This is a genomic window from Bacillus sp. B15-48 (assembly GCF_016879755.1).
Classification (GTDB): domain Bacteria; phylum Bacillota; class Bacilli; order Bacillales; family Cytobacillaceae; genus Mesobacillus_B.
This window is the reverse complement of record NZ_WOFU01000012.1, coordinates 14,622-35,178: the sequence shown is the minus strand read 5'-3', so window position 1 is coordinate 35,178 and position 20,557 is coordinate 14,622. Positions and strand designations below refer to the sequence as shown.

Below are 20,557 nucleotides of genomic sequence, written 5' to 3'. Positions count from 1 at the left end.
TGCACATCTTTTCTTTTCCATGTAACCAGGTCTCGAATCTTCCAAAGTTCGTTATCTCATAATTTATTATTTTGGAAGAGGCTAAGTTGATCTCGCATCAAATTGATAAACAAACAAGGCAGCCTTCTGCGGCTACCCTATTTGTTCGTATAGTCATTTTGCTGCCTCATATAATCAAACATTTTTTATACTCCCCTTCTATTCCCCCAAACCAATGTATGCAGCTGGGGAAGAACTTTTACATTATTAAGCTCAGAGGTTTCTATCACCTTATTGATCAACCATTCATATTTAGATAGCAAATCTGAAACTAATTTAACATTATTATCTGTATTACTGTCTTCATTGCCTACTTGTAAATAAAACGGAACGTCGGGAAATCTTTTATGAATCCCCTTCGCATAGGCTAAATCTTCATCATCGAAGACAACGACTTTCATACTGAAATCACTATTCGTGTTTGCTAATCGAAAGACGATATTTTCCAAAACATCCATGTCCGTTTTCATTAATGAACTCGGCGGCTTCGGTGAAATCGTCAGCTGGTCAATATCATAAAACCAATCTTGCCATTTACTTCCTTGAGTCTCTAAACCACTTTTAATATTATTTATTTTTAGTAATTTAATTAAGGAATCGAGACTCTGCAATAAAGCGGGATTTCCACCAGAAATCGTCACAAAAGAAAAATTATTTCCACCTATCGCTTTCAGTTCATCCCATATTTGCTCAGCGGTCATCATCTTAACAAGATGTTTTCCAGATCCATCCCAAGTGAACGCTGAATCACACCATGAACAGGAATAATCACAACCTGCTGTTCGAACAAACATCGTTTTTTGGCCAATAACCATGCCTTCACCTTGAATCGTTGGACCGAATATTTCCATGACAGGAATTTTATTCAAGCTCCATCCACTCCCGTCTTGCTTCTGCATAGCTAGTTGGCGTTTCATACAAACGAACAAACTCAACCCTTGCTCCATCGTATTTACTTATTCGATCTTCATCTAGAAGACTGTCTTTCATCTTTTCGTATATCCAAACGACCATATTTTCAGCCGTTGTATTCATCGGCGGCAATGTCTCATTTAAATATCTGTGATCCAAGAATATCTCAATTTTAGTTTTCCAAATTTCTTTTATATCTCCAAAATCAATCATTAATCCCCGGTCATCTACGTAGCCACTAATTCCAAAAATAACTTTATACGTGTGACCATGTAAGTTTTTACACTTTCCCTCATAATTGTGTAGATGATGAGCAGCATCAAACGTAAATTCTTTACTAACGAGGACACGTTTTGAATGATATTTTAGTTGATGGCTCTTAATATCTACGTCCATTTTTTGTAGGTTATCGACAATCCGAAACTCAGTCATTTGCTGCACTCCCTTTTTCGGATAAGTAGTCCTCAAGTCCCTTTATTCTAAGTTTACAAGCGGGACATTCTCCACAACCATCTGAAATTATTCCATTGTAACAAGTCAATGTCTGTTCCCGTACAAACTCAAATCCGCCTAATTCGTCGGCTAACTTCCATGTTTCTGCTTTATTTAACCACATTAAAGGCGTATGAATAACAAATGGGTATTCCATTGAAAGATTTAATGTGGCATTAAGAGATTTTATAAACACATCACGACAGTCAGGATATCCACTAAAGTCTGTTTCACAAACACCAGTAACCAAATGCTTCGCTCCTACCTGGTATGCCAGAACACCAGCAAATGTTAGAAACAAGAGATTTCTCCCTGGAACAAACGTTGAAGGAAGTTCACCGTCTTCCCCGTCCGTTACCTCAATGTCCGATCGTGTTAAAGCGTTCGGTGCTAATTGATTTAGTAAGGACATATCTAAAATATGATGCTTTACCCTAAGTTCTTTAGCTATATTTTTTGCACACTCTATTTCTAAACGATTTTTTTGATTATAATCAAACGTTACTGCCTCTACTTCTTTAAACTGTTTTAATGCCCAAAATAAACAAGTTGTACTGTCTTGTCCACCACTGAATACTACAATTGCTTTCTCATCACGTAACACTTGTAAAATACTCCCTTCAAAAAGAAAAAGCGTACCCCAAGATAGAAGTACCGCTTCACCTTAGTTTTTTTAAAGAGGGGTGCTAGAACCTCTACCGATTTGCTATCGGATTTATATTGGCTATATTATTGGAATAATAACATGTTTTTCGACAAAATGGTACAAGATTGGCGTTTTAAATTTCATTCACAGTAAAAATAATATTACCAATTTCACAAGAATTTTATCGCATTTAGTAAGTTCACAATATTTTTTTGATAAATGATATATAGATCCAAACCTATTAACAGAACCTGTTTTTTACTAAAATATCCAACATTGTTTAAGAGCTTCAGGATGTCTTTATGATCGTGTAAAAGTAAGTTGGTAAAAATATTTAAGGCGAAAGTTTTTCAAATATAGAGTTCGCAATACTATCATGGTAAAATAAAAGCTATGAATGGTGTAAACAAGGAGGTTCATTTCATGGACTTAAAAGAAAAAGCCAAAAAACTTCCTTTATCTCCTGGTGTGTACTTTATGAAAGACGCCTATGAAAATATTATTTACGTGGGCAAAGCCAAAAAACTTAGAAACCGTGTGCAATCATACTTTCAGGAGTCTAAACATCATTCTCCAAAGGTGAAAAAGCTTGTGAAACAAATCAAAGACTTCACAGTCATTCATACAGATACCGAATTTGAAGCGTTTCTATTAGAATGCCAATCTATTAAGGATATCCAGCCATTTTACAATTCACGTATGAAAAGGCCACAAACCTATCCTTATATCGTTATTGATTATGTTAATGGACTACGGCAAGTAGATATTTCTACTAATCCTCACCTATATAAAAATACAAACGCTCTCGTTTTTGGTCCATACTCAAGCAAAACCATTTTGGAAACAGCGATTTCCGCGATAAAAGAATGCTACCAAATTAACTGTTGCAACCTCGGAAAGCGGAATTCACCTTGCCTTAATTATTCCTTAGGCACTTGCAATGGCGTCTGCTTTTTAGGGGAAGCTACTCTTGAATACTATGAGTCTGTCATAAATAAATTGATTTCCTTCCTTAGCGAAAAGGATGACAGCATCGTTAAAGACATGGAACAGAAGATGAACCTTGCTGCTGAAAGGAATGATTTTGAAAAAGCAGCTAAGTTTCGTAACTATGTAAGTGCCCTTCATGTTTTAACTCATCGAAAAAAAGTTTTAACATTTACGAAGAAACCAAAAAATATCGCAGTGATTGAAGTTCTTGATGATGATCACCTTAAATTTTTCCTCTTAAAAGGCAACAACATTCTTTTCAAAGAGAAGTATGATCTTAAGCTGTTAAGTCATAATGAACTAAAATCCCAACTTCAACGCAATATCCTTGCCTATTTTAAAAAAGAGACTAACAAGGTTTCCCTGATTCAACAGGAGGAAATTGATGAAGCGCAAATCATTTACAGCTATTTAAAAGACAGCCAAACCACTTATATCGCTATTCCACAAACGTGGATTAAAAATGAGAACATCGAAAAACTGAATCATGCCTTGGATCAGCTATTGAAGAGGTACGAGAACGCCCCTCTTAGGGTGATCATAAATGACATAGAGGTACCCGACCATATCACATAGTTTAAGGGACAGAGGCTTCTTTTTAATAGGCAGAGAATTTCCGGCTAATGTATATAGGGGAAGCTTAAAAAGCAGATATAAGCGGAGAGATTCCCATTAACTGTTCTAAATAAGCCAAAAACCAAAGGTTTGGATCATATAAGCGGAAAAACCTCCTTTATTTTTAGGGAAATATCGGTATTTTCAAATTTAAGCGGAATTTTACGCTTATTTTTTAAACATAGTAAAATCAACAATCAATTATAATAGAGTTTTTTAAAAAATACCTCAAGCAAAGTGACGGTTGAAGAGGAATATTTACCGCGTATTTCAAGCATCACAAATAAAGAAATATATTATTAGTGTATAATTATTTTTAAAAAATGAGAGAAGGTATTTATGTGTTGAAAAAACTAGCATCTAGAGTGTATTACCTGCCGCATTATTCAGAAACGGATCGTCCGGCATTAGGATTAATTTGCGGGGATTCTTATAGCCTAATCGTTGATTCCGGGAATTCGCCTTCACACGCAACGGATTTTCTTAATCTAGTCGAAAAAATGGATATCTCACCGGTGAAGTTTGTTGTGCTGACACATTGGCATTGGGACCATATCTTTGGGATGAAAACGATGGACTTGTTAACAATTAGTCATGAGGAAACAAAGAAGAAACTGGAATATTTGAAAACATTAAAGTGGGATGATGCTTCACTAGATGCACGAGTTGCGACTGGTGAAGAAATTGAGTTTTGCCGAGATATGATTAAAAGAGAAATGCCCTCACGAGATCATCTGGATTTGACCGTACCAAACATAAGCTTTAACGATAAGATGGAAATGGACTTGGGCGGCGTGACCTGTGTGATCGAGCATGTTGGCGGAGAGCATGCACAGGATTCCTCGATTATTTATATTCCCGATGAAAAAGTACTATTTCTCGGAGATTGCCTATACCAAGATTTTTATAGTGGCGAATGGAGCTATGATTTAAATGAATTGATTCTGCTTTTAGACAAAATTAAAAAATATGATGTAAAATCGTATGTCCTCGGGCATCAAGATCCGAAAACACACGATGAGATGTGGACTTTTTTAAATGAACTAACGAGGATTGGAGAAATCGTCGGTGAAGAGGTTTCTCTTGATAACGCTGTTACTAGGTTTAACGAGCAACAAAAGACAAAACCCAATGAAGAGCAACTGGAATTTATTCAAAACTTTATAAATGGCAATCAAAAGAAATACAAAAACGAGTGACCAAAGCACAATCAAAAAAGTGCCTGTTACCCGTCGAATTCGACAGGTGACAGGCGGAACAATAGGCGGAACACCGGAACCGTCCCGGTGTTTCACCGGTGTTTCAGTCAAGCATCGCTACGGCACGAACGGAGCCAGCTGTTCCGTTTTTTACTTTTATAGGAAACGCACTAAACTTAAAACCGTGTCGGACCGGAACTTGGTCGAGGTTGGCTAATTTCTCGATATGATAATATTCTTTTTTACGTCCCATAAAATGGGCAGGAAAAAGGGCCTTATGATTCCCTGCATTTACATCCTCTACCATGGCTCCAAAAGGACGGTCAAACGTGTAGGCATCGATACCCATGAGTTTGACTCCTTGGTCTATTAGCCACTCGGTAGCTTCCCCAGTCATACCAGGTTGATCACGAAGGTATTTTTCGCTATAAATATGTTTGTCAAATCCAGTCATAATCAGAACAATATCTTTCGGTTTAATCGTATAATTCATCTCTTTAAGCGCATTTTGGGTATCTTCAACTGTAATTCCACTTCTCGGTTCTTTATGGCGCATGTCGAGAATCACTCCATCACCGTAAAAATCCTCGAGCGGCAGTTCATCAATCGTTCGAGCCCGCTTCCCCTCACAAGTTGGGCCAAAGTGAAATGGGGCATCACAGTGAGTCCCAATATGGAAAAGAAATTCCCCACTCACATGCTCTCCTGACATCGCCATCCGATCTTCGAAAGCATCTGTACTTATGCCAAGCTTTTCAGCCATGATTTCCGCCTGTTCACTGCTGCTTGAAAACTCCACCTCTAGCCGCCAAGGTTCCGCCATTGGGTTTGCTTCCCAGTATGAACTTAGATCATATATTTTCATTTTATTCATTCCTCCACTTTACGAAAAAGATAAAGTGGGAGTATGCTCAATTTTCATAGATGATTGAATGCTAGATGTGGCATACTCCCACAATTGAACATGTGAATCTATAATGAGATGGTATAAAACTTTCAGACTACTTTTTTGTTTTTCCTTTTAAATAAGATTACAAACTTTTCGTCGCTTCTACTTTTTTGATTCCAAGAATTTCTCTTGCTTCATCAGGGCTAGCAATTTCATACCCTAAGTCTGTGGCAATGCCGACGATACGCTCAACGAGCTGGGCATTGCTTGTCGCAAGTTCGCCTTTACGGAAGTAAATATTATCCTCAAAACCGACACGAACATTTCCGCCAAGTAATAAAGACGAGATTGTCGCTTGATGTTGTTGTGGTCCAACTCCCATTGCTCCAAAAAGTGCATTTTGCGGCAGTTTTCTAACCATATGTGTCAGATTTTCCATGCTAAACTGAATCGCGCCTTGATTGATCTTCAACATTCCAAAGACAAAGTTAAAGGATGGTGGAGCTTCAATGAGCCCTTCAGGAATGAAAATATTCACAACATCCTCCAGTTGAGCATGGTTGAAGATTTCTAATTCTGGTTTAATATTTTTTTCTTTCATCTTCGTAGCTGCATTGCGCAACCAGTCGCGATCCCATAAAGTCGGTTTCTTTAAACTTCCAAACTGAGCTTGCATTAATCCGCAATCAAGCGAAGCCATTTCTGGACCCGCATCCAATACCTGCAACCCGTCATCAATATGACTTTCGGGTGTCATCGCTGGGGCTGTACTAAATTGTTGCACAATATTACATTTCGCACTGACTTCAGCTTTAAGTTCTTTAAAAACATTTACATCATTTGTTGGCACACCATTTTTATCCCGAGCATGGATATGGGCAATCGATGCCCCCGCATTTAGACAGCGATAAACGTCTTCGGCAATTTCCTTTGGTTGTTCTGGAAGTGCAGGGTTTGCTTCCTTTCCGTGAAAATTACTTGTCGGTGCTACAGTTACAATAATTTTTCTTTTTGCCATAATAAAACATCCTCCTCATATTGGTTTATAAGTTAATTTTAAAAATAATTCGAATGAACAACCGGGAAATCCTCTCATTTTCAGTTTCTAACCACCCCCTTTCAAGATAGAACTCTAGTTATCTATTCCATCTTATTTGGGAGAAAAAGCGTGATTTCTGGAAAGGCAATTAACAACACAAGAATCACGATATCAATGGCGATAAATGGAATACTCCCCCTAATGATTTCCTTAATATCACTATCCGGAACGGCCCCTTTAATGACAAACAAGCTTAATCCAAGTGGTGGCGTAACTAGTGCGACTTCCGTCAAAAAGACGATCACGATGCCAAACCAAATCGGGTCATATCCTAAATTGATAATCGTCGGAAAGATGATCGGCAGTGTTAAAAACATCGCTGAAATCATATCAATGAACATTCCGAGTATTAAATAGAGAATGACCACACCGATAATAATCACAATAGGAGCAACTGGCAGAGTCGTTAACAAATCTGAAAGCATTGTCGGAATTCTCGTAATTCCTAAAAAGTATCCAAAGATCATCGATCCTACCACGATAAGAAACACCATACTAGTCGTTTTGATTGTTTCAATAAGTGACTCTTTCATTACCTTTCGATTAATACGCTTTAAAAGTAATGCCATGATAAAGGCGGCGAATGCTCCAATTCCCCCTGCTTCTGTTGGGGTAAATAACCCTGTGTAAATGCCTCCGATAATGATGAAACCAAGAACGAGCAGCCCCCAAGTATACTTCAATGAAATAATCCGCTCTTTGAAGGGTGTCTTTTGAACCGGCGGTGCAAGGTCCGGATTGATTTTTACCCGAATCCAAACCATTAAAATGTACAATAATGCAATCAAGAGCCCAGGAAGAATACCAGCAACGAACAATTTGGCGATCGAACTTTCGGTTATAATTGCATAGATGACCATAATCATACTAGGTGGAATCATCGATGCGAGCGGTCCTGCAGAGGCAACGATGCCATAGGCAAGACTCTTATTGACGCCATTATTGACCATCTCAGGAGTCGTAATCCTTGCGATCGTTGCCGTGGAGGCAATTCCCGAACCGCTTACCGCCCCAAAAGCAGCTCCTCCCAAGATAGTGGCGTGTCCAAGGCCCCCAGGAATATGCCCTAACCAAATTTTCCCTGTTTTGAACATATCAGTGGCAAAGCCCGCGTGGAAGGCAAAATATCCCATTAGCAAGAAAAGCGGCACGACACTAAAGGAATAATTGGCCATCGTTGAATAAGGGACGATTCCTGCAATTTTGAATGCTGCTTGGGGACCAGCAATCAGCCAATAACCGGTAAAACCTACAAAGGCAAGAACGAAAGCCACTGGAATCCTAAGCAATAATAGAACTAAAAGGACGACGATGCCGATCCAACCAATCATTTCCGGATTTAGAGCCATACTTTTTCACCTTCTTCAATATGTCTGTGTTGTTCGCTCTTTACTCTCAAAACCGGAAAGAGAAAATAAAGGATATCCCAACCAATACGTGTCGTCAGCAAGGCCATTCCTATCGCAACGATCCACTTTGCTTGCCAGAGTGGAATCGGAACAATTCCTGATGAATACTCCATTATCGCCAATGATTCCCAAGCGGCTAAGCCGCATTGCCACGTAATGACGGAACAAATGAAGAAACCAACCACATATCCAAAAAAGTCTAGTCCCCGCTTCATCACTTCAGGCAGCTTGTCTGTGGCAACTTCGATAAAAATATGGCCCTTAACCCGTTGAACAAAAGCGATACCAAGGAAAATAATCGAAACCGTAAGAATCTGTACCAACTCAAAGGCCCCTAAAATTGGACTTCCCAATTTCCGCATGATTACATCCGCTGTGATAAGAAACATTAGAGTAAGGATGAGCCCTCCACTAAGGTACATAAGGACCATTTCGACTTTATGTTGAAATCGCTCAAGCTTTTTCAGCCATTGAACCATCAATCATCCTCACTCCTCCTTAAATGGATTTTCCTGTTCGTACTGATCCGCTAACTTAATATATTTATCAAGTGTTTTTTGTGAAGCCGGACCATTTTTCTCCACCCAATTGTTCCAAATCACCTTTTGAGCAATTCCTTTTAACTTTTCAACCTCTTCAGGTAACGGCTCTGTAATCGTTCCGTTTGCCTGTTCAATTTTTTCTAGGGCCATTTTGTCGCCTTCTGTTTGATAAATTTGATGGAAGTCATCCGCATGATTTTGTGCCACTTCTTTCATGATTTCTTTTAGATCATCCGGAAGAGCATTGAACTTATTTACATTCATCCCAATTAATAGATCCACTCCACCAATCGGGAGTTTATACGCATGACCCGCCACTTGTTCAATGTTATAAGTGGTGACCGTTGTTAAATTGAATAAAATTCCATCAGCTGTTCCACGCTGCAGGGCTTCAAAGGATTCCGTCGATGGAATCGCAACGGGCACAGCGCCAAGCTCCTGAGCCATGATGCCATGGTCACCTTGAGAGATTAATTTTAAGCCTTTCAAATCATCAATCCCGTCCACCTGCTTTTTCGTAAAAATATAAGTGGATGGAACGGCTAACGATCCTGCAAAGGTGACTCCATGCTTTTCAAGCTCTTCATTTAAGTCAGGTACTTGCTGATAAAGATCAAAAGTGGCTCGTGCACCAGCCCAAGAGTTCTCGTATACAGCCGGATTATGTCCAATCGTATTTAATGGAATCTTGCTGGCCATCAACGGCGGAATAATAATTCCTACATCCGCTATCCCTGAAGATAAAGCATCTAATACATCCGGAGACTTAACAAGTGATTCAGAATAATACCGTTCAAACTTAATTCTTCCTTCACTCTTTTCTTCAATAGCATCCAAATAAGCGTCAAATCCCTTTGATAACAGCGCTACTGGCGGTGTCTGAATGGTTGTTTTTAATACAATCGGCGAATCATTATTTTCTGCATGCCCCTCCTCCACGTTGCTTGTTTGCGAACCCGAGCAGGCCGCTAGAAGAACCAAACAAACAATCATTGCTAATCGAAGGCTTATCTTCAAAGCTTTCATACTATGTCCCCCTCTTTATAGAAAAATGAAATTATAATTATTTGAGTGAACGCGCTAGTTTTTCAGTACGGCTGGTTCTAGATGCTTTTCCAATTGAGACTTTATAAAATCAGGGATTGGCACCTTCTTACCGGTTGAGCGACTGATAAACACAATCGACATCGTCCCTTTAATGACAATTTGTCCCTCTTTCATGAATTGAAATAAATAGGTAAAAGAGGAATTCCCAATCTTCGCCACTGTCACCTGTGCCTCCAGAAGATCATCGTATTGGATTTCTCCTAAATAATTGCATTCGACATGAACCCGTGGCATTTCAAAGCCTTGTTCAAATAAATCATGATAGGAGTAACCGATTTTTCGAAAAAAATCATGGTCTAATCTTTCAAAATAGCGAAAAATCGAACTGTAATGGATTCTTTGCGTTAAGTCTGTATCAACAAATTGGATGCGAAATTGATTGGTAATCATTTCGGCCCACTCCTTTTCTAGTAAAATATAAACCTTAGTTGAATAATTCTATCCGAATACCCTGAATTATTTTTTGGCGGAACTGAGCAATATTGTTTTATACTGCCAATCACGAACAATCTTTATCTTATGAACCGTAGTTAAAGACGCTAATCTCGTACCTCATTCGCCACCACTAGAATACGAGACAAATCTTCATGCCCTAACGAAGCAATCGCCTCTAATAAAATCGGATCTAGAAGTACTTGATCGCCACCAGAAGACTGAATCAGTAAGCGCTCCCCATTCTGCATGGTCACTTTACCGAACCGCACCATCGCAAATTCGTTTGATAGCTTTTGTAGATTTGTAGTATCCGTATTTATTTGCTTTTCCATCTAAACCCCTCCAACCTAAAGACGTTACTTTTAAAAGAAGAATGACAAGTTTCTTGTCGGAAGTGTAGTATGGTCTAGGTACACAACTCTGTGTGCCAATTTCAACCCATCTGTGTCCCTCCTAAGGAGATCATGACGCTGGCCAAATAGAACATCTCCTTCGATCCGGTCCCTCCCGCGATAAAGAACAAACGAACTGCGAACGTGATAATGGTTCTCGTCTTCACCAGGCATGACCATCACACCTGAAATCACACGACGGACACGTGATGGTGATTCCTCCGCCCATGCCTTTTCCGTTTCCAAGCGCTCTAGGCGTTTTAAGATAAAAAACTTATTATCATTTTGGTGAAAAGAACCTTCTGGATACAAAGACTGACCGGAATGCCTTTCACGGGAAACCCGAACGGGAATTTGATATAAAAAGTCATCTGTTAATAATTGGAACCAGTCCCAAAGCAAATGATAATCATCCAGAAGCATGGCCTCATAATGAAGGAAATCTTTTATTTCATCCACAACAGCTCTCTCTACTTGACCAGGAAGAAAGGTTTTAATTGATGTACTATTCTTAATTTTCAATTTTTTCATACGTTACTCAGCCTCCTTCTTACTCATCACTTTTAAATAATGCTGCTGAAAATTGCGCAGGTTTGCATCATTCGTTGTCGCCCTCTGTCCAATGAGTCCAACAGAAGGATCAAATTGCACTGGTTTATCGGTACCGATTCCATCCAGCCCCATTTGATAGTTCAAATTCATCTGATGTTTCTTAGCAAAGAGCGTTTTACCAGCAACAGCAGATCCTTCCCAGTTCGCACCATCATCCATATCCAAGAATCCACCCGCTCCCATCATGAGCAGTGCTCCTTGATACGCTAGTTCAGCATTTTCTTCGGGCTCAATCGCATAATTAAACATTATGTTACAAACTTCTGTTTCATCTACTCCACGTGGCTGCATGATCCTTAGTTGATAGAAAGTAGCTATATTCCCTGTTACAGGATCAGGCGAATACCATCTAAAAATGTAGGCATTTGGAAAGTGACCAATTATAAACGGATGATAATCATTTAGAAACTTCCAATGTCTTTCGTCTATTCCGTTTTTATCAAACAAATCCAATATTTCTGGAGTATAACCATTAAACTTCGTTCCTTCTGGTTTAAAGTTCGGAACGCTGTCTAATTCTTTACACATAATTCCTGTTCCATTGCTTGCCGTATGCCAGGTTGTATAATTATCTGAAAGTTTATGAACCGGCGGGAGCATCTGGACATCAACCATTGATGTATGACCAAAAAAGATATGAAAACAATCACCGACAGCATTCTCTAAACCCATTTTCCAGTTCTTCTTCATTACATAATTACTAGGTTCCCCAAGAACTCTTAACCCCCTAGAATCCAGACCTAAAAACAAGTCAAATAAAAAAGAAGCATCGCCAAGATCATCATCTAAAGATGGTGCATTTGGGTCAATATTCGCAAAAATCAAGCCCCACCTTACTTCTACTCGTGCTTGTAAGAGCCCCCATTTATCGCCATCAAGATGTTTATAGCTCACATTTTTATGCGGAGCCGCAATCCATTTCCCGGTATTTTTAAACGTCCAGCCATGATAGCCGCATACAAAGTGAGAAGAGTTTCCTTTCATGTCACGACATACTGCCGTACCACGGTGACGGCAATGATTTAACATGACTCGGATTTGACCCGTTTCATCTCGGGTGACAATCACCTCATCCTGGCCCATATAGCGAAGCATGTAATCTCCTTTATTCGGAATCTCAGCTTCTAGACCTAAGATTAACCAGGAACTTCCCATGATTCTGTCCAGCTCGGCTTCGTATACCTCTTTATCCCCATAGAGCTCTACAGGTACTTCCCCCCTTTTTAAACCCTCTCTTAATCTCTCTAAAATTGAATCCACTTTTGATTTGTTCACTGTTTCCACTCGCAATACCCCCCTTATTTCATTTAAGTTTTCAATCAATTAAATCTAGTGAAGCATTAACCCACCAGTCACATTAATCCCCTGCCCGGTCATATTCTTCGCCAAATCTGAGCATAAGAAAGCAACGACTCCCGCTACATCCTCTGGCGTTTGCAATCTGTTTAATGGAATCTCTTCACAAAACCTTTGAATGACCTTATCCTTCGAAATGCCTTCAAGCTTAGCCATATTCTCAGCTTCTCGATCCATTAGTTCCGTCATAATCACCCCTGGACAAACGGCGTTCACATTAATATTGTGTTTGGCTACTTCTTTCGCCACCCCTTGGGTCATCCCTAGAACGGCAAATTTGCTTGCAGAATAAGGAACATTATTCGCATACGCTTCTTTTCCAACCATCGATGAAAAATTCACAATTTTCCCAGATTGCTGTTTAATCATATGGGGGAGAATGGCCCGAGTCGCCAAGAAGACTCCTTTCACATTTATATTAAAAATGCGATTCCACTCGGCTTCGGTCGTTTCAATCAATGGTTTATTATTACTAACCCCTGCACAATTCACGAGAATATCCACTCTGCCAAAACGATCAATCGTCTTTTCGACCATTAACCGAATATCCTCTTCCCTCGTTACATCTGTCCTAATGGCCTCGACTGGATAGCCCTTTCTCTCGATTTCCTCTTTCACTTCGAAAGCGCTTTCCTCGTTGATATCAGATACCATAACTCTTGCACCTATTTCTGCAAAGGTAAGGGCTGTGCATTTCCCCAATCCGTTTCCTGCACCTGTAACAATCGCAATCTTCCCTGTTAAATCAAGCTTATTCATGGCTCCTCCTCATCCGAAAAGTGCTTTCTTTTCTCAAGTCTTATAAAAATGCTATTCTTTAGAACTGATTGGGACAAATCTTAAATCAGGCTTTGTATCGAAATTCGCCTTTCTTAATCTTTTATATAAAGTCGTCCTTGAAATTCCTAGTTTCTTGGCAGCAAGGGTGATATTCCCGTTACATTCACGAACGGCTTGAATCGTGGCAAAACTTTCTTGGTTTTTTATATCGTTTCCTCCGGGTGTCCCTATATTAGATACCGTCTCTTCTGTCCCTTTTTTCCCCATCAAGCCATTTCCGCGAAGTAAACGTTCTGGTAAATGTTCGAGCCCAATAACACCATTGCTCAAAACAACTGCTCGTTCCATGACATTTTCGAGCTCTCTGACGTTCCCTGGCCAAGAATATTGTTCAAGGATTCTCATCGCTTCTGGCCTAATTATAGGCACCTCTATCCTTTCCCTTTTTGCCGCTTTTTCCAAAAAGGAATGAATCAATAGCGGGATATCCTGATGCCTTTTCCTAAGTGAAGGTACAGTTAAATGAATCACGTTTAAACGGAAATATAGATCCAGTCGAAAGTTGTTATTTTTGACCTCTTCTTCCAAATCCCGATTTGTTGCGGCAACGACTCGAATATCAATGGGAATTGGTTCATGCCCACCCACACGGACGACAGATCTGTTTTGAAGAACACGTAGTAATCGAGCTTGCATTTCCAGTGGCATCTCACCGATTTCATCTAAGAAAACCGTTCCTCCATTCGCGAGTTCAAATTTCCCCATTCTTCCACCTTTCCTAGCACCTGTAAAGGCTCCGTCTACGTAGCCAAATAATTCACTTTCAACCAATTCCCGAGGAATCGAAGAACAATCGATCGCCACAAATGGGCCGTTCCGACGACTAGAGTAATTATGAATCGCCTGAACAAGCAACTCCTTTCCCGTTCCGCTCTCCCCTTCAATCATGATGCTTGAATCATTTTGTGCTGCCATTTTCGCCATTTCAATCATTTGACCCATTTCCTTGCTTTCGTGCAAAATATGTTCAAACGTAAAAGTTGCTTTAGAGCCAACCATATCGTTAACCATTTTCCTCATACTTTTCATTTCTTTAAAAATAATGAGCAAACCAAGTTCCTCATCATATTCACTAATTAAAGGGATGACGGTTTCGATGAGATGAAGCTTCCCCTTCTTCAACTTTACGAATACTTCCTTGTCCTGCCATCCTTTTCTTGTTCTTAAGGCTTCTAACATATCAACTGAAACTTCAATGTGATCACCAATTTTTGATCCGACTAACACGTCTACTGGTAGTCCCAAAATATTAGCCCCTGATTGATTCAAGTACATAATCAATCCATCTCGATTGATGGTCATATACCCTTCAGAGAATTTCTCACAAAGCTGACGTTGATACGTACTTGCCAAAAAGTCTGATGCCACACTTCGATAGGTCTGCAATTTTGTGCTCAAAAGATCTCCAAGCATGATGAGAAATTGAATCAGCTGACGATGGCCAGGCTCTGGATAACAACAGACAAGATAATGTTCAACCACTCCACCTACTTGCACGGGAGTAAAGTAAGTCCATCCCGATTCCACCTGAAAAAATTGTACCTTCTTTTCATTAGATTTTACCATTCTGAATAGTGGGGATATTTCACCGAAAGTCAAATGTTGCGGTTGATCTTTATCGTTTAATTGAAAATCACCAATCAACTCTCCTTTGTTATTTAAAATATATAATGTATGAACAAAGTCGTTATACTGAAATAGATTTTCACTGATTAATCGATTAAGTGCATATATGATTTGATTATCGTCTTTCATATTACACTTCCTCCTCCTCTTCTTATCTCATAACCACCACCATTTTACGAGAGAGGACTAGTTCCTATAGCCCCCCTCTTATTTTATCAAAGTTAACACTTGTTCAACTAATAGGAAAATTCCCAGATAGAATGAGAAAACTTCTCTTTAAAATAATAGATTTATAGTTGATTCTTAAGCCAATCAAACAGAGAATAAGATTGGGTATGATTGTCTGCTTGGCAATGTACATCCCCTGTTTTGTCCGATGGAACGATTTTTAACCATTTTGGACATGTCAAGGCGTTATACACACGGTAAGCATGATCAACATTCGCCTGACGATCTTCTTCGCCATGTAAAATATAAGTTGGACATGTAATCTTCTCTGCGATCCCGCGCAAGTGATAGTTTTTGAGTTTTCCCCTAGCTTCGGGCATCGTCTCAACCCCAACTACATGTTTGAGAATATTCGATAATGGATGATCATCTGGTCTGCTTTCCCACATTTCGCTATAATCATAGACTGCGCTAAAAATCCCGCAAACTTTGTATCTAGGTTCAAAGGCGGCAATTCGTGCAGCCATATACCCCCCCATCGACCAGGCCATAATTCCTATGCGATTAGGGTCAACACCTGGTTGCTGGATTGCCCATTCTAGTGCAGCTGTTCCAGCTTTTTCATAGTCGTATCTTGAAGGAATATTATTCAACCGAAGAGCGCCACCTTGGCCCGGTCCATCAACTGCAATCAGACCTATTCCCCTCTCAAGTAAGTACGGTGCCAATGCATAGTACATTTCTTCAGCCGTCGAGTCTAGCCCACCAAACATGATGATGACAGGAGCATCATCGCCTATTGGACTTTTATAGAAATAGCCAGGCAAGAAAGAATCTTCGTAAGGAATTTGAATGATTTCAGGAGGATTATCTAGCAAGGCTGCCCCTTTGCGAAATGCATCAATTCCTTTTAAATACGTTTCAATTTTTCTTGGGTCTTCCGGCTGAAGAAAAAATTCTCCTAATCGGATATAATCGGCTGCTCGTAAATAATGCACACGTGCAGTCTCTACGTTTTCATTCTCCATCGCTTCATTTGCCTCTGCTAAAACTTTATCGCCAATTCTGTTCCATTCTGTAAACCAACTATCATAATCCCCAAGCTTAATTCGCTGTGCAACTTGAAGGCACTCTGCGAACTGACTTCCCCCATATACGCTGCTATGTCCTAGAATTCTTGAAACCTGATAAGACCACATATAGTTTTCTGGCCAAAAATACCACATTAGTTTGTTCCTCCATTTTGTCGTTTTTTCACATGAGATTGTATTTCGATCAAAGATTATATTATTTAGTTTTTACATGTTTGTCGTCTAACGGAATCATAATATTTGCATCGCTCCAAGCACTGTTTGGGTTTTCCTCAATTTTCCACTTGAATGGTCCCCAATCAGGCGCAAAAATCAGGTGTGATAATGCATATAGTTCTATAAGGTTGCCGCCTGGCTCTCTTACATATAGATAAAATCCTTCAGCCAAAGCGTGTCGGTCTGGACCACCTTCCAATTTATACCCATAATCAATTAATGTATCGGCTGCCATAAGGATTTCTTCTCTGCTATCCACTGCATAGGCTAAATGATGCATCGTCCCACGTGGAATATTTGGATCTGGGTTTAGGAAAGCAATTTCATGAGACAAGTTGCTGACTGCCAACCATGCGCCTAATTCTCGTTCTGTCACCGAAGTATAGATTCCTTCATGAAAGCGAAAACCGATATATTGGAAAAACTCACGATCAGCTGGTGTATCAGGTGATGCGCAAGTAACATGGTCAATTCGTTTCGCCCCAACCCCGCGACGAACAATTTTTTGGGCACGATTTTTCCACTTACTGCGCATTTCTTCTGGAGCTTGATACCACTCTACATCCCAAAACACCTCTGCTGTATGACCACCTGGCGTTTTGAAACGATAAGCAGCACCATGTCCCTGTTCGCCATCAATCCAACCCTCCCCAAGGCCTGTGCTTTCAATTATTTTTACCGCCCGCTCAAGTCCTTCTGGTCCTGTTGCACGAAAACCGATATGTCCTAAACCTGCCTGCTCACCTTCCGTTATTTTTAGTGAATGATGAAAATAATCATTCCAGGCACGCATATATACGGATTGTCCAACTCTTTCCGTTACTTCTAAGCCAATCATCTCCTTCATGAATTTGACCGTCTCTTCTAGCTTCGGTGAAATTAACTCAACATGAGCTAACTGTGAAATTAAATACTCATTTTTCATTTTCTATGCCCTCCCTTTTTTGAAATACCTTACAACGATTATCATTGTAAATTTTGGTTTTCATTTTTATATAATGCAAAATACGTGCCAAGATATTTAAATTAACCAAAATGTTGTTTTAACAATAAAAACAGTTTAGAATATTTATTATTTTCAGTTAACAATCGTCCAAAAATGAACAATTGTTAATGTTTACAGTTGTTCATTTTTCTCAAAGAAATTCTCTTCAATAGGAGCAGTTTAATGATTTTCAGCAATATCAGGATTATAAATTGTGATTCTTAAGGAAGAAAACAACCCCAATCCACAGCAAAAAACGGGAGAAGAACGAAAACTCAAACGCGATGGCTTTGAATCCTAAACATTAGTTAAAAAACAAAAATGTGTATTTTCTTGTGGTATTGTTTAATCGCCAAACCAAGATTAGTGGCTCTGTTATTCATCCCAATTTACCAATAAATGATTAAGCAACGATGGCAAATACTTTTACTCGATCATCCGAAAAAAATGCCTGTTACCTGTCGAATTTTCGACGGGTAACAGGCATTTTTTTACGGTTAGTCATCCATTTCTTTTAAATTCCTTCATACTAATTTAAAATAATTCCTAAAATATTATAGAAAGGGGAATAAAAACTTAATCGGGCCGATCTCTTTCTTTCTCTTTCTCTTTTCCTTTATCAGAATTCTCTTTAACCCCACTCATTCCGTTTATCGTTTGATGAATTAAACCTCTTGATACTTCCGCAGCCCCTGTTACGAGTATTCCTTGCACAACTGATTGTATTTCCCACCCGTAGTATAGGTTACAAGCGATCACCGCAAACATTAATTGTATCCAAACATGACTCCACTCAGGAATATAAGGTGTTTTTCTAAGGAATAAACCGATAAAATAAAGGACTGGTATTAGAATGATGGCATCTGGCCTAATATACATGTCAAACCGAAGGTCCACCTATAATCACCTACGACTCATCCATTTTTTACTACTGTATTCCAAAGGAAATACATCGGTTACTCCAATCCGCTTTTTGCTTGTGGCGGAACACCAGAACCGTCCCGGTGTTTCTTGGCTTTATTTACTGCGATTTTGTTCCGTCCATTAGACTTCGCTTTGTAAAGTGCGTTATCAGCACGAAAAATTAAGCTTTTGGGATTATCATTTTTACGAGGGTGAATCGATGCTATTCCAATCGAAACAGTCACAAGCTTTTTTGTTGGTGAATACTCATGTGGGATTTTTAACTTTTGAATATTTTTCCGGATTGATTCAGCGACCGAACGTGCTCCTTTGATATTCGTCGAAGGCAGAAGGATAATAAATTCTTCTCCCCCATATCTAGCAACGAAATCTGTAGAACGTTTAAGCGTCTCTTTGATTGTTTTCGCGATGGTATAAAGACATTGATCCCCATTTTGGTGCCCATAGGAATCATTGAAAATTTTAAAATGATCAATATCTAATAAAATCACACTAATTGGTGTTTTGCTTCTTAGTGCCCTTTTCCATTCCTCATTAAATGTTAGCTCAAGAGCTCTTCGGTTGCCAACTTCCGTTAACGCATCCGTGTTCGAAAGTTTTAGAAGTTGTTCATTTTGAAGTTGTAACTCTTGTTCTTTGTTTTTTCGTTTTGTAATATCTCGTGAAACGGTGAGAATTTCATCAAGCTTTTCTAGTTCATCAAGGATTCTCCTTGCTGTTGCTTCCATCCAAATATAAGTACCATCCTGTTTGCGCATGCGATAAATGAACGTCATTAACTCCCAGTCAACATCTGAAGTTAATATCGATGTCCTAAAATATTCTTGATCATCTGGGTGGACCAAGTCGATAAAATCTTGAGACATCATTTCCTCGTCTCGATAGCCTAAAACAGAATAACATGCTGGCGAGATAAATGACAGTGCCCCTTTTTTATTTAATCTCATGATAATATCAGAAGAATTTTCCGCGATAAAACGATAAAATTCCTCTTTCCTTTTTAATTCTTCATTTGTATTTTTATGTTCAGTAATATCGATAAATAAAATGGATAACCCTTCTCTACTTGGATTCACTTTTACACTGTACCATCTCTCAATGGTGTCAAAATAGGTTTCAAATTTCGTTTCTTTTCCTGAATCAATTGCTTGAAGGTACTGTTCATGAAGGTATAAACCAATCGATTGAGGATAGATTTCCCATAACTTTTTTCCGATAATTTCCTTTTTTGCTTTTTGTAAGTGCTTGGCTGCCTCGTTATTTATGTAAACAAACTTCCATTTTCGATCTAATAAAAAATAAGGATCTGAAATCGCTTCAATCATACTATGATCCTTTTTAACACTTCTTGTTGCCCTACCTATTTGAGAACCGCCAATAATTCCAGCCAGCGTTAAACCTATAGTAATGAATCGATTCTTATCCATAGGTCCCCCCTTTTTTATGCGTCTTTATGATTCTTTTTTACTAGATTCCTTCAATCAAAATAGTACATTAGTTTCATATATAAGTAAATGGACAAACTCGCAAACTTCTTCTATAGCCTGTCCCAAAAGAACATAGGGCAAATCCATATTAAAAGAAACGACTCAAATAATGAACAAATAATGAGTTGCATTCTTAAAAAAGCATAAAAAAAACGAACCCACCACCTGAAAGGGTTCGAAATGGAACACCAGAACCGTCCCGGTGTTTCATCCTTTTTAACACTTCTTGTTGCCCTACCTATTTGAGAACCGCCAATAATTCCAGCCAGCGTTAAACCTATAGTAATGAATCGATTTTTATCCATAGGACCCCCTTTTTTATGCGTTTTTATGGTTCTTTTTTACTAGATTCCCTCAATCAAAATAGTACATTAGTTTCATATATAAGTAAATGGACAAACTCGCAAACTTCTTCTATAGCCTGTCCCAAAAGAACATAGGGCAAATCCATATTAATAATGAGTTGCATTCTTAAAAAAGCATAAA

At 39.1% G+C, this 20,557-nt stretch carries 20 protein-coding genes; 2 read left to right on the top strand and 18 right to left on the bottom strand.

The features are described from left to right. Nucleotides 1–185: 185 nt before the first annotated feature. Genes queE through queC form a run of 3 tightly spaced genes read right to left on the bottom strand, consistent with a single transcriptional unit; the run spans nt 186 to nt 2,047 of the window. Nucleotides 186–938, bottom strand: a complete 753-nt coding sequence (gene queE / locus GNT69_RS22525) for a 7-carboxy-7-deazaguanine synthase QueE (RefSeq protein WP_481747700.1) — start codon at nt 936–938, stop codon at nt 186–188. Then, the gene (queD, locus tag GNT69_RS22520; protein WP_203557241.1) at nt 901–1,383 is read right to left on the bottom strand and encodes a 6-carboxytetrahydropterin synthase QueD; all 483 of its coding nucleotides are present in this window, start codon (nt 1,381–1,383) and stop codon (nt 901–903) included. The genes queE and queD overlap by 38 nt, the downstream gene beginning before the upstream one ends. After that, a complete protein-coding gene (queC, locus tag GNT69_RS22515) occupies nt 1,376–2,047 on the bottom strand; it encodes a 7-cyano-7-deazaguanine synthase QueC (protein ID WP_481747699.1) in 672 nt (223 codons plus the stop codon). The genes queD and queC overlap by 8 nt, the downstream gene beginning before the upstream one ends. A 465-nt stretch (nt 2,048–2,512) precedes the next feature. Here queC and GNT69_RS22510 point away from each other — a divergent pair, with 465 nt between their 5' ends. Together GNT69_RS22510 and GNT69_RS22505 are read left to right on the top strand one after the other, a co-directional pair. After that, a complete protein-coding gene (locus GNT69_RS22510) occupies nt 2,513–3,655 on the top strand; it encodes a UvrB/UvrC motif-containing protein (RefSeq protein WP_203557240.1) in 1,143 nt (380 codons plus the stop codon). A gap of 380 nt (nt 3,656–4,035) precedes the next feature. After that, nucleotides 4,036–4,893 (top strand): MBL fold metallo-hydrolase, encoded by an 858-nt coding sequence (locus GNT69_RS22505; protein ID WP_343206548.1) that lies wholly within the window; start codon nt 4,036–4,038, stop codon nt 4,891–4,893. 103 nt (nt 4,894–4,996) lie between these two features. Here the strand turns inward: GNT69_RS22505 and GNT69_RS22500 are convergent, their stop codons facing one another. From GNT69_RS22500 to GNT69_RS22430, 15 genes are all read right to left on the bottom strand, one after another. Further along, the gene (locus GNT69_RS22500) at nt 4,997–5,758 is read right to left on the bottom strand and encodes a cyclase family protein (protein WP_203557238.1); all 762 of its coding nucleotides are present in this window, start codon (nt 5,756–5,758) and stop codon (nt 4,997–4,999) included. Between the two features lie 166 nt (nt 5,759–5,924). Next, a complete protein-coding gene (locus tag GNT69_RS22495) occupies nt 5,925–6,800 on the bottom strand; it encodes a beta-keto acid cleavage family enzyme (RefSeq protein ID WP_203557237.1) in 876 nt (291 codons plus the stop codon). A 122-nt stretch (nt 6,801–6,922) separates the two neighbouring features. After that, a complete protein-coding gene (locus GNT69_RS22490) occupies nt 6,923–8,230 on the bottom strand; it encodes a TRAP transporter large permease (RefSeq protein ID WP_203557236.1) in 1,308 nt (435 codons plus the stop codon). Further along, nucleotides 8,221–8,769, bottom strand: a complete 549-nt coding sequence (locus tag GNT69_RS22485; RefSeq protein ID WP_239094419.1) for a TRAP transporter small permease subunit — start codon at nt 8,767–8,769, stop codon at nt 8,221–8,223. Before GNT69_RS22485 ends, GNT69_RS22490 begins: the two co-directional genes overlap by 10 nt. A 9-nt stretch (nt 8,770–8,778) precedes the next feature. After that, on the bottom strand, nt 8,779–9,858 hold the full coding sequence (dctP, locus tag GNT69_RS22480) for a TRAP transporter substrate-binding protein DctP (RefSeq protein ID WP_203557234.1): 1,080 nt from the start codon (nt 9,856–9,858) through the stop codon (nt 8,779–8,781). 54 nt (nt 9,859–9,912) lie between these two features. Beyond that, nucleotides 9,913–10,329 carry an acyl-CoA thioesterase gene (locus GNT69_RS22475; RefSeq protein WP_203557233.1) on the bottom strand — a complete coding sequence of 139 codons (417 nt, stop codon included), beginning with the start codon at nt 10,327–10,329 and terminating at the stop codon, nt 9,913–9,915. Nucleotides 10,330–10,478: 149 nt separating this feature from the next. Further along, a complete protein-coding gene (locus GNT69_RS22470) occupies nt 10,479–10,706 on the bottom strand; it encodes a hypothetical protein (protein WP_203557232.1) in 228 nt (75 codons plus the stop codon). 30 nt (nt 10,707–10,736) lie between these two features. After that, the gene (locus tag GNT69_RS22465; protein ID WP_203557231.1) at nt 10,737–11,297 is read right to left on the bottom strand and encodes an aromatic-ring-hydroxylating dioxygenase subunit beta; all 561 of its coding nucleotides are present in this window, start codon (nt 11,295–11,297) and stop codon (nt 10,737–10,739) included. A gap of 3 nt (nt 11,298–11,300) precedes the next feature. Continuing rightward, nucleotides 11,301–12,662 carry a Rieske 2Fe-2S domain-containing protein gene (locus GNT69_RS22460; protein WP_203557230.1) on the bottom strand — a complete coding sequence of 454 codons (1,362 nt, stop codon included), beginning with the start codon at nt 12,660–12,662 and terminating at the stop codon, nt 11,301–11,303. 45 nt (nt 12,663–12,707) lie between these two features. Continuing rightward, nucleotides 12,708–13,493 (bottom strand): SDR family NAD(P)-dependent oxidoreductase, encoded by a 786-nt coding sequence (locus GNT69_RS22455; protein ID WP_203557229.1) that lies wholly within the window; start codon nt 13,491–13,493, stop codon nt 12,708–12,710. 51 nt (nt 13,494–13,544) lie between these two features. Continuing rightward, complete coding sequence (locus GNT69_RS22450) at nt 13,545–15,329, bottom strand: sigma-54 interaction domain-containing protein (RefSeq protein WP_203557228.1); 1,785 nt, start codon at nt 15,327–15,329, stop codon at nt 13,545–13,547. A gap of 161 nt (nt 15,330–15,490) precedes the next feature. Continuing rightward, nucleotides 15,491–16,594, bottom strand: coding sequence for an alpha/beta hydrolase family protein (locus tag GNT69_RS22445; protein WP_203557227.1), 1,104 nt, complete (start codon nt 16,592–16,594; stop codon nt 15,491–15,493). A gap of 61 nt (nt 16,595–16,655) precedes the next feature. Then, nucleotides 16,656–17,600 (bottom strand): VOC family protein, encoded by a 945-nt coding sequence (locus tag GNT69_RS22440; RefSeq protein WP_203557226.1) that lies wholly within the window; start codon nt 17,598–17,600, stop codon nt 16,656–16,658. A 636-nt stretch (nt 17,601–18,236) separates the two neighbouring features. Beyond that, the gene (locus GNT69_RS22435; protein ID WP_203557225.1) at nt 18,237–18,557 is read right to left on the bottom strand and encodes a phage holin family protein; all 321 of its coding nucleotides are present in this window, start codon (nt 18,555–18,557) and stop codon (nt 18,237–18,239) included. Between the two features lie 59 nt (nt 18,558–18,616). Next, nucleotides 18,617–20,011, bottom strand: coding sequence for a sensor domain-containing diguanylate cyclase (locus GNT69_RS22430; protein ID WP_203557224.1), 1,395 nt, complete (start codon nt 20,009–20,011; stop codon nt 18,617–18,619). Nucleotides 20,012–20,557: the final 546 nt, after the last annotated feature.

What these genes read in the sequence shown, in the direction of transcription:
- queE (WP_481747700.1), bottom strand. Translation starts at nt 938, where the DNA reads ATGCAGAAGCAAGACGGGAGTGGATGGAGCTTGAATAAAATTCCTGTC.
- queD (WP_203557241.1), bottom strand. Translation starts at nt 1,383, where the DNA reads ATGACTGAGTTTCGGATTGTCGATAACCTACAAAAAATGGACGTAGAT.
- GNT69_RS22510 (WP_203557240.1), top strand. Translation starts at nt 2,513, where the DNA reads ATGGACTTAAAAGAAAAAGCCAAAAAACTTCCTTTATCTCCTGGTGTG.
- GNT69_RS22500 (WP_203557238.1), bottom strand. Translation starts at nt 5,758, where the DNA reads ATGAAAATATATGATCTAAGTTCATACTGGGAAGCAAACCCAATGGCG.
- GNT69_RS22495 (WP_203557237.1), bottom strand. Translation starts at nt 6,800, where the DNA reads ATGGCAAAAAGAAAAATTATTGTAACTGTAGCACCGACAAGTAATTTT.
- GNT69_RS22490 (WP_203557236.1), bottom strand. Translation starts at nt 8,230, where the DNA reads ATGGCTCTAAATCCGGAAATGATTGGTTGGATCGGCATCGTCGTCCTT.
- GNT69_RS22485 (WP_239094419.1), bottom strand. Translation starts at nt 8,769, where the DNA reads ATGGTTCAATGGCTGAAAAAGCTTGAGCGATTTCAACATAAAGTCGAA.
- dctP (WP_203557234.1), bottom strand. Translation starts at nt 9,858, where the DNA reads ATGAAAGCTTTGAAGATAAGCCTTCGATTAGCAATGATTGTTTGTTTG.
- GNT69_RS22475 (WP_203557233.1), bottom strand. Translation starts at nt 10,329, where the DNA reads ATGATTACCAATCAATTTCGCATCCAATTTGTTGATACAGACTTAACG.
- GNT69_RS22470 (WP_203557232.1), bottom strand. Translation starts at nt 10,706, where the DNA reads ATGGAAAAGCAAATAAATACGGATACTACAAATCTACAAAAGCTATCA.
- GNT69_RS22465 (WP_203557231.1), bottom strand. Translation starts at nt 11,297, where the DNA reads ATGAAAAAATTGAAAATTAAGAATAGTACATCAATTAAAACCTTTCTT.
- GNT69_RS22455 (WP_203557229.1), bottom strand. Translation starts at nt 13,493, where the DNA reads ATGAATAAGCTTGATTTAACAGGGAAGATTGCGATTGTTACAGGTGCA.
- GNT69_RS22450 (WP_203557228.1), bottom strand. Translation starts at nt 15,329, where the DNA reads ATGAAAGACGATAATCAAATCATATATGCACTTAATCGATTAATCAGT.
- GNT69_RS22445 (WP_203557227.1), bottom strand. Translation starts at nt 16,594, where the DNA reads ATGTGGTATTTTTGGCCAGAAAACTATATGTGGTCTTATCAGGTTTCA.
- GNT69_RS22440 (WP_203557226.1), bottom strand. Translation starts at nt 17,600, where the DNA reads ATGAAAAATGAGTATTTAATTTCACAGTTAGCTCATGTTGAGTTAATT.
- GNT69_RS22430 (WP_203557224.1), bottom strand. Translation starts at nt 20,011, where the DNA reads ATGGATAAGAATCGATTCATTACTATAGGTTTAACGCTGGCTGGAATT.